Genomic DNA, 15,288 nt, shown 5'->3' with positions numbered 1-15,288 from the left:
TCGCGCAACTCCTATGATAAGTCTATTTTTATGTGTTTTGTCTACCTTTCCAACCCGCCCCACTTCCCATTAAATCCCCAATATGCTACGATTATCAAATAATAAAAACAAAGGAGTTTTCCCATGCATATCAAAATCGCTAAATCTAAAGAAGACAGCCAACATATTTCCGAACTCGCACATCATATCTGGCACGAGCACTATCCTTCCATCATCACCGAAGAACAAATCGACTACATGTTGAAAAAATTCCAATCCGCCGACACCATATATAGCGAACTAACGAACGGCACAACTTACCTCATGGCCTACAAAGCCTCCACATTCGTTGGTTACAGTGCATTCTATCAAAAAGACGACGAACTATTCCTAAGCAAACTATATATCGATCCAGCCTATCATAACCAAGGTATCGGCAAGCAACTTTTCTCTGAGATTCTACAATTCGCACAAAAAAACAACATGCCAACTATCCGACTTTACGTTAACAAATACAACACAAATTCCATCGAAGCTTATAAAAGAATGGGATTCATCGTCGAAAAAGCCATTGTCACCGATGTCGGCGGCGGTTACATCATGGACGATTACACCATGACACACAAACTTTAAACACAAAAAGAGGATAGGTCTGGGACATAACCCAGATAAATCGGCGAGAAGCACTCGCATTCAGGGGACTTGGCGGACTTCCGGTTCTCACATACACGAGTATGCTCCGCTTCCGGCTTCCGCCAAGTCCCCTGAATACAAACGCTTTCGCTCGATTTGTATAAAGCAGAATTTTTCGTCCTACCCGAAGAAACGGGAGGGCGCTTTTGCTTTATCTTGAGTTTTGTCTCAGACTCATCCTCTTATCTTACTCCTTTAAAAAATCCAAAGAATAAAATATAAACTGGTTTGCAGCGCCATCAATGTATCCTTGATCACTCCAGCTTTTCCATATTTGTGTCATTGTTTTTGTGCTAACATTCGCATAATTTGAAATCACTTTTTTTGTGAAGCATTTTGCTAGCATCTGATTTTTACCATCCGAAACCGCATATCTCCCCAATAGCTCCGTCAGACAACCTTTTAATCTGATTTCACTTGGTTCGCGCATCATCAAACATTGCTCGATTAAAAAGCCATCATGGTTCATGTGGTTCATATATAAATAAATCCAGCCTTCTTGCATACTAAGCAACAGCTCCACGACCGCATCACGCGCAAATGCATAAACACTGCATCTTTCTAGTGCCCTAAACGTGTATAAACTCTCCTCAATAATGAAGGTATTGCTCAAACCTGCAATTTGCTTATCGCCTAAAAAAGAGATAACTTGCTCGTCTCGTTCCAACGATACAATCCCACTCTCAATGAAGTATACGAGTGAGTCTGCTTCCCGTTCTTTTATTAAAATTGTTTGTTTTGGTATCATTTTTTTAGTATATGGTACTCGATTTTCTAACAACGTATCTAAAAAATTATCGTAGTTAAACCGCTGACGTATAACACGATGGCTGTACAATTCCACTAGCATTTCTTGCATGCTATCCGTCCTCCTCTCTTTTATCATTTCTATCGTACTCTAACGATACCATTATTTCTCCTATAAAAAATAACATATTTCCCCTAAACAAGAGTAAAATGCATAGATTTTGTTACAGTTTTCATAAAAAAAGCAGTTGCAAAACCAAAATTGGTCCATGCAACTACTTTTTGTGTCCTAGGCTCCATGCGGAACTTGAGAATCATCAAATCTCACTTCAAGATTTACGAACTTATTATATTCTTTTACAAATGCCAACTGCACCGTTCCAACTGGCCCGTTACGCTGTTTAGCAATAATGATTTCGATTGTACCATCATTCTCGCTTTCATGATCATAGTAATCATCACGATACAAGAAAGCCACGATATCCGCATCTTGCTCAATCGAACCCGACTCCCGAATATCCGACATCATCGGGCGCTTATCTTGTCGTGATTCCACGCTACGCGATAACTGGGATAGTGCGATAACTGGGATTTTCAATTCCCTAGCTAGCGCCTTAAGGGAACGCGAAATTTCGGAAACTTCTTGTTGCCTATTTTCACCGCCATTACGGCCACTTCCTGAAATAAGCTGCAAGTAGTCAATCACAATCATGCCAAGTCCAGCTTCTTGTTGCAAACGACGACATTTAGAACGAATTTCGTTCACGCGCACGCCGGGTGAATCATCAATATAAATACCAGAATTGGATAACGTACCCATCGCGATAGTCAGCTTCTGCCAGTCATCCGCGGTTAGGGCACCGGTACGCAAGTTCTGAGCGTTGATATTTCCCTCTGCGCAGAGCATCCGCATCACGAGCTGCTCCGCTCCCATTTCGAGACTAAAAATCGCGACATTTTCATCGGTTTTAGTCGCCACATTTTGCGCGATATTCAACGCAAAGGCGGTTTTACCTACAGAAGGACGGGCGGCGACGATAATCAAATCATTGCGCTGAAAACCCGCTGTCATGTGATCAAGCGCGCTAAATCCACTCGGAATACCAGTAATATCACCTTTTCGATTATGGAGAATTTCGATATCATCATACGTTTTGACGAGGACATCTTTAATATTCTTAAAAGCCCCAACGTTTTTACGTGAAGAAACTTCTAAAATGTTCTTTTCAGCTTCGTCCATAAGTGTTTCGACTTCATCCTCACGCGCATAACTATCCGTCGCGATTTGTGTCGCGGTACGAATCAGTCTACGGAGTAAGGCCTTATCTTCCACAATATGGGCGTAATATTCTAAATTGGCAGCAGTCGGAACCGTACCAGAAAGCTCGGTCAAATACGGCAAGCCACCGACGTCTTCAATTTTGCCAGTGGAGGCTAGCGCTTCATAAATAGTCACGACATCGACTGCTTTTCCTTGGTCGCTCAGTTCAAGCATTGCCTGAAAAATAAGTTGATGCGCTTGCCGATAAAAATCATCTGGCATTAATATTTCGGAGGCTGTAATCAGCGCTTCTGGTTGCAGAAAAACGGCTCCTAAAACGGCTTGTTCAGCCTCAATATTTTGAGGTGGTGTGCGATCTTGCAAATCCACTCCCCATCCCCTCCTCGTCGCGCGGGCGCAGGCAAACGCTCATCTTCGTCGTTAAAGCCTGTGCGCCGGTGCTCTCGTACCACAGTACGCTCCGCTCCGGTGCTCGGCTTTGCCTAGAATCTGAGCATTTGCCTGCGCCCGCTTAGTTTTGCAGTGAAAATCATGGTTGTATCAGTGGTTCATGGTTTTATTTTTCTTCGGAAACGTGTACGTCAAGTGTTGCTACTACTTCGTGGTGTAGTTTCACGGGAACTTTTGTGTGTCCTAATGCGCGAATTGGTTCTGGTAACTCGATTTTGCGTTTGTCGACTTTGATTTTATGGTCTTTTTCAAGGGCTTGGGCGATTTGTTTGGATGTGATTGATCCGAAAAGTCGGCCGCCTTCGCCTGATTTTGTTTTCAATTCAATTGTTAATTTCTCAACGGTTTCTTTCAGAGCTTTCGCGTCTGCGAGTTCTTGTGCTGCTTCTTTTTCTGTTTTCTTTTTTTGACCTTCAAGCGCGCTGATGCTCGTGTTTGTCGCTTCTGTTGCTAGGCCTTTTTTAATGAGGAAGTTTTGCGCGTAGCCCTCTGCGACCTCTTTGATTTCACCTTTTTTAGCTGTGCCTTTTACATCTTTTAAAAATATAACTTTCATCTTAGTTTTCTCCCTTCCAATAAGCATCGATGGCTTGTAAAAGTTGTTTTTTAGCTTCTAAAATTGTACTATTCTTTATCTGAGTAGCCGCATTGGATAAATGTCCGCCGCCGCCCAGTTTTTCCATAATAACTTGGACATTAATTTCGCCGAGTGAGCGTGCGCTAATTCCGATCATTTTATCCGGGCGCAGCGTGATGACGAATGAGGCTTGGACGCTCTCCATCGAAAGCATCGTGTCTGCTGCCTGAGCCGCGATGACCGTTCCAAACTCTTCATCCTCATGCCCCGTCGCGATCGCCATTCCGTCATGGTACACTTCTAGTGACTCGACCAAACGACTCCGCTGTCTAAATGTCTCAATATCTTCTTTCAAGAATTGCTGCACAAGAACCGTGTCCGCACCAAGTGAGCGTAAATAACTCGCCGCGTCAAAAGTACGGGAACCCGTGCGAAGCGTGAAGTTTTTCGTATCCACAACAATCCCCGAAAGGAGCGCCGTCGCTTCAATTTTGCCCACTTTTTCAGTGGCTGGTTGATACTCGAAAAGCTCCGTCACAAGTTCTGCCGTCGAGGATGCGTATGGCTCAATGTAGACGAGCACAGGGTTTTCCACGAATTCTTCGGAACGGCGATGATGATCCACAACCACGACATGCGCTGCGGTTTCCAGCAATTCGTGATTGATAACCATCGATGGCTTGTGCGTATCGACAACGACTAGCAAACTTTTGTCCGTAATCATATCGAGCGCAGCCTGTGGCGTGATAATGTTGCGAATCACGTCAGGATACTTCTCGATTTCGCGCATCAAACGCTGCACATCCGGGCTCATTTTTCCCGGTTCAACCACGACATAGCCCTGCCGTTCGTTCATTTCCGCGATCTTCATCACGCCTAGACTCGAACCGATCACATCCATGTCAGGATACCGATGCCCCATCACGAAAACCTGATCGCTCTGCGTAATGATTTCTTGCAGCGCTTGCGAGATAACCCGCGCCCGAACTCGCGTCCTTTTTTCCATTGGGTTCGTCTTGCCGCCATAAAAGCGAACTTGCCCCTCAGGTTGCTTAATCACGACCTGATCTCCACCACGGCCGAGCGCTAAATCAAGCCCCGACTGCGCAAGATCCGCCAAATCAATCAAATCAGTCTCTTTGTAACCAATCCCAACACTGAGCGTTAGCGGAATATTCTGCTTCGACGTCCGCTCCCGAATCCGGTCAAGAATCTGGAATTTCTCCTCTTCTAACCGCTCCAACTGCGCCTCCGTCAAAAAGGCGATAAAGCGATCCGATGAAATCCGTTTCAAATAAATCCGGTGTTCCTTCGCCCAGTTCGTCAGCATCGATGTCACCAAGTTGTTCAGCGCGCTACGTCTACGGTCATCCATACCTTGCGTCCACTCATCATAATTATCCAGAAAAATAATCGCAAAAACAGATTTATCCGCCTGGTAACGTGCATTCAAATCATAGTATTCCGTCCGATCATACAAATAAATAATGCGTTCCTTCCGCTTCACAATCGTATCAAAACGATGATCCCGCCACGCAATCGACTGAATCCCTTGGTCCTCTTCCCCGCGAATTACCGCTAAAAACTCCGGTCCAACATCCTCAAGCGACGACCCCAGAATGTTATCATCCTGACCAAAATATTTCGCCATAAACGGATTAAACCATTCGACATTATAATTCTCATCATATAGCAAAATCCCCATCGGCATCTCAACTAGCGCCTCACCCTCACTGCGCTTAATCCGATACGACAAGTTTGAAATGTATAACTGAACCTCTTTATTCAACCGACTTTCCATGATAAACAATGATATGACTAGCGATATAACAGCTATAAATAATAGTGCTGCCAACCACCACTTATAGTAAAAAGTGATAACTGTCAGGACAATTACGACTGCTATTAGCGCATATAGTGGATATTTTAGCGTCCTTTTCTGAAAAAATCCTGACATCAGCAAAAATCCCCCTTGCTTTTTAGATTAACATCGAAATTAGGTGTCTATTGTTATGTAATTCGCCTTATAGAATATAAATTTCCAAGCATCCCTTTTAAAATTCTATCTCCGTTTTTTCTAGAAGATAAGAATACTCTAATCATACCATAAATCGGGTTTTAGATGTTACTATGAAGCGAAAATGTAACAATCCTAACGTCATTTATTGATAAACAAAGCAGAAATAGCTGTATTCTACTGACTTTAATTAAATTACCATTACATGCTACAAAACGACGAAAAGCGAAAGAAAGTATACCAGCTAAGGCATGCTTTCTTTCGCTTCTTTGCTATCATACTTATTTTACGCTCATGAAACTTTTCTCCGGTATAACCATAATGCCGTACCACCGATAAGGAATAATACACCAAAACCTACGAGCCACAGCTCACCGTTACTATCTCCTGTCGCTGGCAATACCATATTGCCTTGTTGTGTCACAGCGCTCGGATTGGACGAATCAGGAGTTCCTGGTTTACTTGGCGTTACAGTAATTCCGTCACCATCCGGTTTGTCCAGCTTCTGATTGACAAATTCTAATGCCAACACTTCTGGTTCACCGTTTGCTGTTGTTACAATCGTGAATGGAATGGCTTTTTTATCGAGTTTATAACCCGTTGGAGCAGCTACTTCTTCAAATTGATAGTCGCCTGGTGCTAAATCATTCACCCTGATATCACCGGCACCATTTGATACTAAATTCGTTTGAAGCGTATCTCCCGCACTATTTTTCAGTACGAACTTGGCTCCGGAAAGCCCATTGCCAGAGCTATCTTCTTTTTTCAAAATAACACGGCCTTTGTAGTTAATCATGTTGCCGAGTGACACTGCGTCTGGTTTCCCTTGTGCTTCCGCAGCTATAACAAACGGGATCGACGCTGTATTTAGAATCATACCTTTTGGCGCTTTCGTTTCCTCTAACGTATATGAACCTGGTGCTAAATCTTCCACTATGACTTCACCATCATCATTTGATACTAAATCAGTCTGAATCGTCTCGCCCGCGCTATTCTTCAATGTGAACACGGCTCCAGAAAGCGGGTTACCAGAACTATCTTCTTTTTTCAAGATGGCACTGCCTTTGTAGTTAACCACATCGCCGAGTGACACTATACCCGGGTCCCCTTCTGCTTCAGCGGCTATAACAAACGGGATTGGCGCTGTATTTAGAATCATACCTCTTGGTGCTCGCGTTTCCTCTATCGTATACGAGCCTGGCGCTAAACCAGTCACCTTCACATTCCCTCGTGGCCCAGCAACCGCCCGTTTCACCACAGTACCATTCGCATCTTTTACTGCAAAAATTGCACCGCTCAACGTGTTGCCATCCTCATTCGTTTTCACAAACTCGATATCGCCTTGGTAATTAATAAAGGGTCCTACCGCAACGTCTGGAATTTGACCGTCACTTTCCTCCACAACGGTGAATGGAATTGGCGTTGTGTTCAAAATATAGCCTGGCGGTGCTTGCTCTTCAATGAGGCGGTACGAACCTGGTAGCAACCCTTCGATCACTAACTGACCGTCAGCATCCGTTACGTAATTCGTGTCTGGATTAATTTCTGTCCAGCCAGAATCGCCTTCCACTTCAAGCTTGAATTCCGCACCCGCAATCGGTTGTGATGCCTCATTTTGCTTCGTCAATGTCACTTTATTTTGCGCGTTAACGAGTGGTATTACATTCGCTTGGTTTGAACTCTCTGCTGATACAGCCACAGGAACGCCCTCAGCTAACGCATCACTCACCGTATATCCTGCTGGAGCCTTTACTTCCCGAATAAAGTAATCGCCGTATGGAACATTCCCAAACATTAGGCCCCCGTTCGCATCCACTTCACTTTCCCTGAGAACGACACCTTTCGTTTTATCTAACATTTCAAAAACGGCACCAGTTAATGGGTTCCCATCCGTATCCACTTTTTGAAAAGTAATCGTTCCTTTGACACCAGAAGCCGTACCCGAGCCGTCCGTTATTGTAATCGGCACGTCCGTTCCATCGCCATCTTCAATAGTCACCTCGTTGTTACCGTTAATCGTTACCTCATTCGAGGCTACAGTAGCTCCCGAATCGCTTATAAATATCATCGCACGGTACTCGAGAATATACGCCGTATCAATTTCATGTAAAAATGCAATCGTGAGTACTTGCTGCCCTGTTAAATTGTCCGTCGTTAACGTCTCCGTGTAATCAACGCCCTCAACTAATGGCAAATTCGGATCTTTAGTAATCGTCCCGTCCGGTTGGACAGTCGTCCGATACAAAACAATCGAATCTTCGTCAATCGCCTGGTTATTGGAAGGTGTATCCGTTACGACGACATCATCTAAGGTTGATAAACTAGGATTAACAGTAAGCGACCAATTTACAAAACCATCCTGATCTTGGAACCCAGTTTTATTCACCAGGCTATCACCATTAGCAATCGATACTTCCGCACTCAATGTGCTGTCTGGATACGTGTCATTGGAGAACACGGCGTCATTGGTATACGTCGCATGCACCACTTGCCCTTCCAGACTTGTTTGGAACTCAACTATATAGGCACCCGAGACGCTATCATCATACTCTACGGTCAGCGTCTGATTATTACTCACTGAAGGTTCCTCAATCGTAAATTGATCATAATCACTAACTTCTGCTCCTAATTCAATGGAACCATCGGGGTTAACCGTATAATTATATATATGCAGCGAACCTGGAACATATACCTGATTATCCGTAATTGGATCAGTAATTTTCGCGCTCCCTAAGTCATTCGTATTATAGTTTAACCCAATACCCCACGTGATCAGTGACGTTGTTGCATTATAACTACCACGTTTAAAACCGTTGACCTTCGCCGCATCTTTCGGATTTAGCGTTGCATCATCCGTACTTGTATGCGGGCCACCACTACCGTCTTCCCACGTTGCCGTCGCTGTATTCGTGAAAATCCGATCCGGGTCATCAATACCTTCCACATTCGTATCGTAATCCGTCGTATACGTAATCATAAATTCATCTGTCGTGCCTGCTGCGAGCGCCCCAATAAACGTTACCGTAAACTGATTACTCGTTGTATTATATTCCAAATCGTAATCCGTTCCCTCAACCAATGTAGCTCCTGTAGTTACATTTTTCATTTGGAAAGTCGATGTATCCATTGTCAAACCAGGGCTTAACTGATCTGTCAGCGACCAATTAATCATCTCGTAGTGGTTCTTGTTAACATCAATGTTCCAAGTCGCACGTTTAGTATCGTAGTTAACATTACTCAACGTTTTCACTATATTTTGCTGCGTAACAGACCCCGTGCCCGTACTCTCGCCACCAGTATCAGTTGTAACCGTATTTGATATACTCGTGTTACTATCGACAGTTCCTTCAAATGTGGTTTCATACGTGATATTTAACGCTGTATCAACATCATGTAAAAAGACAATATCGAATCCATCCGCAGTAGGCACGATAGTATAATCCGTTCCTTCTACGTAAGGATCTCCTTGAATTTGATTCCCATCAGCGTCGAACGTGACCTCATTAATCTGCACAGAACCAGGTACTAACACCATTTGATCCGAGCCAAAAGTATCATGAATAACCGCGTCGCTTTCAGGGATATCTAATTCTCCGTAGTTATACTGTACCGTCCAATCTACCACTTGGTTGGCGCTGTCATAATGCCCTACCGTTTTATTCAACAGTTTTCCATAATTGGCTGTAACTGTTGCTGTTGCTGGAATATCAACACCATCCCCTTGCAACGTCGCTGTGTTGACGAATGGCACCGCGCCACCTTCTGGCGGTTTCGCGCTATCATCAATTTTCGTCGTGTAAACCAGTCGGTAAGCGTCTGAAATCGGTTCTGTAAAAGTAACCGTCCCATTCGCATCTACTGTGTAACCGCCCGTCTGGAGTACTTCGCTTCCCTCGACAACATTACCTGATAAATCAACATCCACCTTGTAAACCTCAACCGATTCGTACGTAGTCCCCGCCGGAAAATTTTCGACAACTACCGCATTATCAATCGTATCTAAGCTCTTATTAATATCCACCTGCCAAGTAATATAATCTGGATTCAGCTCTTTATCAAAATGACCGCTTTTCTCGACAGTCAAATCTGTATCCGGTTTGATAACAACCGTTTCTGGCGGTAGTTTATCTTCTTGTGGAATATCGATGACTATATCACCCGGTCCATCGATATTATCTGGATTAAACGCTGCCTCAAACTCAATCGTCCCATTTACATCAGAACTTTCATGAACCGCGTCCGTAAACACGAATTTCACTTGCCCGTCTGTTGTAATTTGAACCTCGCCGTATTCATTCAGTGAAATAGTCTGATTTTGGGTAATCATCACATTATCAGGCAACTGGACAATGTAATAATCGCCATCATTAATTAATGCCCCAACATCATTAGGAATCGCCCAAGTAAAGGCAAAATGTATCGTATCATTCACAGTCGGCTCCGTCACCGGGTTTCCGTCTGCATCCGTATATGTGATTTCCATTCCCGTCAATATTGTAGAATCCTCTTCCGAATAGCCCAAGCTCGCAAAAATATCTTTCACGTTTTGTGGCTCAGCCGCTTGAATCCCAACCGAACTTTTCGTCACTTTGTCGTTTGTAGTGCTACCGGCTTTTTTCTGCACAGCATCATCTTTAGTCGCTGGCTCTTCTTTTTCCTTCACTACATCCTTATCAGTTGCCGGCTTCTCTTCATCCTTCGTTATATCTCCATCCGTTGCTGGCTCCTGCTCTTTCGTTTCTAATTTTGGTACATCAATCGTTTGACTACCATTTGTTTTTCCATCAGAAAAAGTAATGAGAGCCTTCCCGTCAGCCGTACTTTCGCCCGTATACTTGCCTGCCACTTCGAATTTCACCGTGCCATTTGCGTCCGGCGTTAGCTTCAACTCAAGCTTATTCTCTTTCACACTGTAAGTTCCGACAGACTCCTTATTTCCGTTCACGATTTCCGTGTTTTGACTAGAGCTAAGCGTCAAGTTATCCGACACCGTGATTTCTTGCGTCGCTCCCTCTGCCCCACTATTTTCCACCTTCGCCTCTACCGAAAAAACCGATTGTCCGTCCTCTTTCGTGTCAGCTAACGTAACCGACCCCATTGAAAACTCTGACCCCGCCTTTTCTTTCTCATCCGCTAAGCCTAATTGTGGCACAAAAATTTGTAAAATCAACGCCACCACAAAAAGTAATATTCCCCAACGTTTCATGTCATGTATCCCCCTCTTTATAAGTTCATCTTAATTACTCATTCCCTTTTTTAATCCATTGAAAACTTTTTTACATTTTCGGCATAACACAAGGTACACGAGGGGCTAGCAAGCAATATTAGGAGAATTCCTGTCAAAATTTAAGAATTACATAATAACTGTATACGTAACAAAAAACGGCGGATAGCATTTACGTGGGATTTGTTTTCGGTTAACCCTTTAAAAATAGAAGCGGAGAACGAGACCATGATGCGATCTCGTTTCCCGCTTCTATTTTTTAGAAATGCTCTTTGTACAGCAAGCCTTGTTCGGATTGTTCCTCCGTAACCCGACTTTCCCACTGTTTCACGCTTTCTTGATACTCAGCGCTTGAAAATCTGTTCATCCCGTCTATAATCTCCAAATCAGAGGCTGAAATCTCGAAATCCAGTTGATAGTTTTCCTCCACACGCTTCGGATTTTTTGATTTTGGAATCACATGATAATCATGTTGTAGTGCCCATTTATTCAATAACTGACCAATATTCACATCGTATTTCTTACATAAATCATCCAACTGAAACTTCTCGTCCGACGTCAAAGCAGAGTCCGGATAAAACGGATTCGGTGTCGTGTAAGGCTTCAAAATCGAATAACCCGTTAACAAAATACCCTCCTCTAAGCAATAAGCCTCGAGTTCCAGCGGGCGCGTCGTCGGTGAGCAGACAATTTGATTGCAATACGGCTTAACCCCCGTCTCCTCCACCAGCTTCTGAATCCCCGAAATCGAAAAATTCGATACCCCGACATGCTTGACGACACCTTCCATTTGTAAATCCAACAAAGCCTGATATGCCGCCAGATTCGCAGTTTCCCCAAGCTCCGCGTGCAGCAATATTAAATCCACATAACTCGTTTGCAGGCGCGCTAGCGATTCCGATACAGACGCTTTTGTATGTTTGAGATAGTTCTGCGGTGCTATTTTCGTCGTTAAAAACAACTCCGAGCGATCAATCCTCAACGCTTTCAAAATCACACCAATATCATATTCATTATTATAAACCTGAGCCGTATCAATATGCCGATATCCCGTTTTCCAAGCCGTTTGAATCGATTGCTTCAAATCATCGAAATCCGTTAATAACCACGTTCCTAGGCCTACTTTTGGTAAATCTTGAATACTCAACCTACATCATCTCATTTCTTTATTATTCATGCCCCTCAAAATTACGCCTAACAGTGATGATTGTCAAGATTTTATACCTAGAAAAAAGAGGTTCAGTAACATTTTCCTAATCCGATTGTGACAATTTAACTTTTTTAGTTATTTTTTTAACATATTATATGAAATAACACATTGAATAAGGTGTATCCCGAACATAAAATGTATAAAGTTACACATTTTATAAAAAGGGAGAGAGATGATTAAAATGAAAAAATATTGTATTGCAGTAATGTTGGTTCTAGTCTTACTATTTGTCGGGTCGGATAAAACATTTGCTGATACCCAGACTCCATTTACACAAACGCAAGCAGAACGGGATAAATCACTTGATAACTGGGAAAAATCTTTGATTGGAGAACCCATTGATACTTCCGATATTGATTTATCAGGTGTCTTAAACGCTCAAGATGCCGAATTACAAAAGATGTTAATCAATTTTGTTAACCCTAGCGCAGATATTGACGATCCAATTAACATGGAACAGCAACTTTTTACTGATATAAACCCAATAACTGAGAACAGTCCAGTATCTGCTACCGATTGGGCTGTTATAGCTACAAGAATTGAAAAAATGGCAACTCTTTATAGAACGCCGCATTCTACTTACGAGAACAGTCCTAGTTTAGAGAAACAAATTATTCACGCACTTAGATGGTATAGTACTAATGTCTTTACTATTCAAAATGGTAGTGCATTGGGCAACGCTTGGTATGAGAGGCAAATTTCAGCACCACTTTCTATCCTCAACACGCTTACTCTGATGAGACAAGATAAAAATCTAACGAATGAATTGGTGCAAAACTATCTAACTACTATCGACGGCTTGGAGCCATATCAAGTATATAATTATGGGCCTGATCCAGATGGTACAACCGACTGGCGCGCACCTGGTACTGGGGCAAATCGTGTTAACAAAGGGTTTGTTTTACTCCTGCGCGGAATCCTTGATCGTGATCCTAATCCTACCTCTCCCGATATTTTAGGGAATAAGCAGGCGGATCTTGGAATCAGAATTCTTCAACCCGCTTATAAGACGACTACTACAGGGGATGGTTTTTATAAAGACGGCACCTTCATTCAACACAGCTATTCTCCTTACACTACTGGATATGGTTCTGATATCTTAGCTCGTAGCGCAGACATTTTCCAGCTATTAAATGGCACAACTGGTTTAACAGCTTACACAGGATATTCCACTATATTTAATCTTTTAGATACAACCTATCAACCAGTTTTGTACAAAAATGAAACGCTAGACATGACTCGCGGACGAGCTATTGCTTACTCAACCTTTACCTCTGAGGACAAGGCAAATGACATGCTTTACGATATGTTCATTATCAGCCAGAAGAAATCCGATACAACTTACAGAGCTAAATATGCGACTCTACTTAAATCGTCCATCATCGAGTCTTCTTTAAAACCGAATTTTTACAAAGATTTAACAATACCACAGGCGCAAAAATTCAAGGAAATACTCAATAACAGTAAGATTTCAAGCGTTTATCCTGAAAGTCCCAAAAATGTTATGATGTCCCGTGCAAGCCAGATGATCGATCAAAAGCCTGGATATGTTGCCGGTTTAAGTATGTTCTCCAAGGACGTTTCTGCGTTTGAATCCATCAATGGGATAAATAAACTTGGAATGTATACAGGGACTGGTGCACTTTCACTTTATAACGGCGATGATTCTTTCAAAAATGATTATTATCCAACTGTAGGCATGACAAGCTTACCTGGTACTACAACTGACTTGGGTATCCGTAAGACGCTTAAAACGGACCCAACACCGCTCTATGCCAACACCGAATCTTGGACTGGTGGTGTTTCAGATGGAACATATGGATCTGCTACTATGGACTATAGTATGCAAGACGTAACTGAAAGCAATCTAGCCGCTAAAAAATCTTGGTTCTTTTTAGACGGTAAGATTGTAGCTATGGGAAATGGTATAGTCAATGACAATAATTTAAACACCCAAACAATTGTTGAAAATCGTCAACTACGCGATAGTTCAGCCGATTTTAGTGTCAATGGGCAGAGTATAGCCTTAAATAACCCAACAACTCAGACTCAAGATGCTAGATGGGCGTATCTAGATAACGCAACACCAAGCCAACGTATCGGTTATATTTTCCCTTACGCTACCGCTGTCAACGCCTATAAAACAGAGCAATCTGGTCACTGGTCAGATCTATCAACAAAAGATAGTGAATCTCCTGAAGTTAAATCTACTTATGCCGGCTTAACAATACCTCACGGAGCAAATCCGACAAACGCTTCCTACACATATGTTATTTTACCCGGAAGCTCGAGAGAAGACACAGAAAAGCAAGCCAATCTAATCGGAATGGGTATGAACAATGGTATTCATACTTCTAACGATGCGTATGCTCAAGGTATAGTGGACACTAACACGACATTATTAATGTACAACTATCGTCACACTGGTTCACTTACGACCACAGACTTCAACAAAAACTATAGCCATACTGCCTACACAACTGGTTCAATTATGATTCGTTTTTCGACCGAATCCGTATCTGGGGAAACTGTCAATACAAAGACCGTCACACTTGCAGATCCTTCAAAAGAACTGAACACTATCAAGTTTGCAATTCCCAAGGAGTCATTTACGCCACCTAGTACGCCTGCTAATGCGACTATCGAATCAACAGGTGACGACTGGACGATAACAGTAGATACTTCTGCTAAAACGGGTGAATCATTCAGCTACACTTTCGAGAACTTCAGCAATATGGTAACCCCTGCTAAAACAAACTTGAAACCAAGAATAACTTTTATACCATTTAAATAATCATCTATACTAGTAGGCGAGGAGAAGCAACTCACGGTGTTTTTTCGCCTACTTGAGTTCACCAAAAAACCGCGGGCACCGTAACTTAATACGTTGTCCGCGGTTTAATTATTCTATTTAAAACTTTATTTCTTATCCTTCAAATGATGCCCTTCAATATCCATCGATGGCAACACTTTATCGAGCCATTTCGGCATGTACCATGAAGCAAAAATATAAAAATGTTTTTTACTGCAAAAGAAATTCATACCCTCCCACACAACGTTTTTACACAGAAATTGTGAATCAATATACTTTTTCGGTACATTAGTGTGG

Annotated in this window: 9 protein-coding genes; 2 read left to right on the top strand and 7 right to left on the bottom strand. The window is 42.7% G+C overall.

Annotation, left to right across the window (positions count from 1 at the left end):
* The first annotated feature begins 123 nt into the window (after positions 1-123).
* The gene (locus HPK16_RS03990; RefSeq protein ID WP_181675724.1) at positions 124-612 is read left to right on the top strand and encodes a GNAT family N-acetyltransferase; all 489 of its coding nucleotides are present in this window, start codon (positions 124-126) and stop codon (positions 610-612) included.
* A 247-nt stretch (positions 613-859) separates the two neighbouring features.
* Here the strand turns inward: HPK16_RS03990 and HPK16_RS03985 are convergent, their stop codons facing one another.
* From HPK16_RS03985 to HPK16_RS03960, 6 genes are all read right to left on the bottom strand, one after another.
* The gene (locus HPK16_RS03985) at positions 860-1,531 is read right to left on the bottom strand and encodes a Crp/Fnr family transcriptional regulator (protein ID WP_181675723.1); all 672 of its coding nucleotides are present in this window, start codon (positions 1,529-1,531) and stop codon (positions 860-862) included.
* Between the two features lie 177 nt (positions 1,532-1,708).
* Complete coding sequence (gene dnaB / locus HPK16_RS03980; RefSeq protein ID WP_181675722.1) at positions 1,709-3,070, bottom strand: replicative DNA helicase; 1,362 nt, start codon at positions 3,068-3,070, stop codon at positions 1,709-1,711.
* Between the two features lie 187 nt (positions 3,071-3,257).
* The gene (rplI, locus tag HPK16_RS03975; RefSeq protein ID WP_181675721.1) at positions 3,258-3,707 is read right to left on the bottom strand and encodes a 50S ribosomal protein L9; all 450 of its coding nucleotides are present in this window, start codon (positions 3,705-3,707) and stop codon (positions 3,258-3,260) included.
* Between the two features lies 1 nt (position 3,708).
* Positions 3,709-5,685, bottom strand: coding sequence for a DHH family phosphoesterase (locus HPK16_RS03970; protein ID WP_181675720.1), 1,977 nt, complete (start codon positions 5,683-5,685; stop codon positions 3,709-3,711).
* A gap of 352 nt (positions 5,686-6,037) precedes the next feature.
* Positions 6,038-10,951 (bottom strand): SpaA isopeptide-forming pilin-related protein, encoded by a 4,914-nt coding sequence (locus tag HPK16_RS03965; RefSeq protein ID WP_181675719.1) that lies wholly within the window; start codon positions 10,949-10,951, stop codon positions 6,038-6,040.
* 277 nt (positions 10,952-11,228) lie between these two features.
* Positions 11,229-12,116: an aldo/keto reductase family protein gene (locus tag HPK16_RS03960; protein ID WP_181675718.1), complete on the bottom strand. Its 888-nt coding sequence runs from the start codon at positions 12,114-12,116 to the stop codon at positions 11,229-11,231.
* A 235-nt stretch (positions 12,117-12,351) separates the two neighbouring features.
* Between HPK16_RS03960 and HPK16_RS03955 the strand changes: the two genes are divergently transcribed.
* Entirely contained in the window at positions 12,352-14,973 is a 2,622-nt protein-coding gene (locus HPK16_RS03955) for a polysaccharide lyase family 8 super-sandwich domain-containing protein (RefSeq protein WP_181675717.1), read from the top strand.
* Between the two features lie 125 nt (positions 14,974-15,098).
* Here the strand turns inward: HPK16_RS03955 and HPK16_RS16940 are convergent, their stop codons facing one another.
* Positions 15,099-15,221 carry a hypothetical protein gene (locus HPK16_RS16940; protein ID WP_281368010.1) on the bottom strand — a complete coding sequence of 41 codons (123 nt, stop codon included), beginning with the start codon at positions 15,219-15,221 and terminating at the stop codon, positions 15,099-15,101.
* Between the last annotated feature and the right edge of the window lie 67 nt (positions 15,222-15,288).

The sequence above is a fragment of the Paenilisteria rustica genome (assembly GCF_013820765.1).
In the GTDB taxonomy this organism is placed as follows: Bacteria; Bacillota; Bacilli; order Lactobacillales; family Listeriaceae; genus Listeria_A; species Listeria_A rustica.
This window is presented reverse-complemented; position numbering and strand designations above follow the sequence as displayed.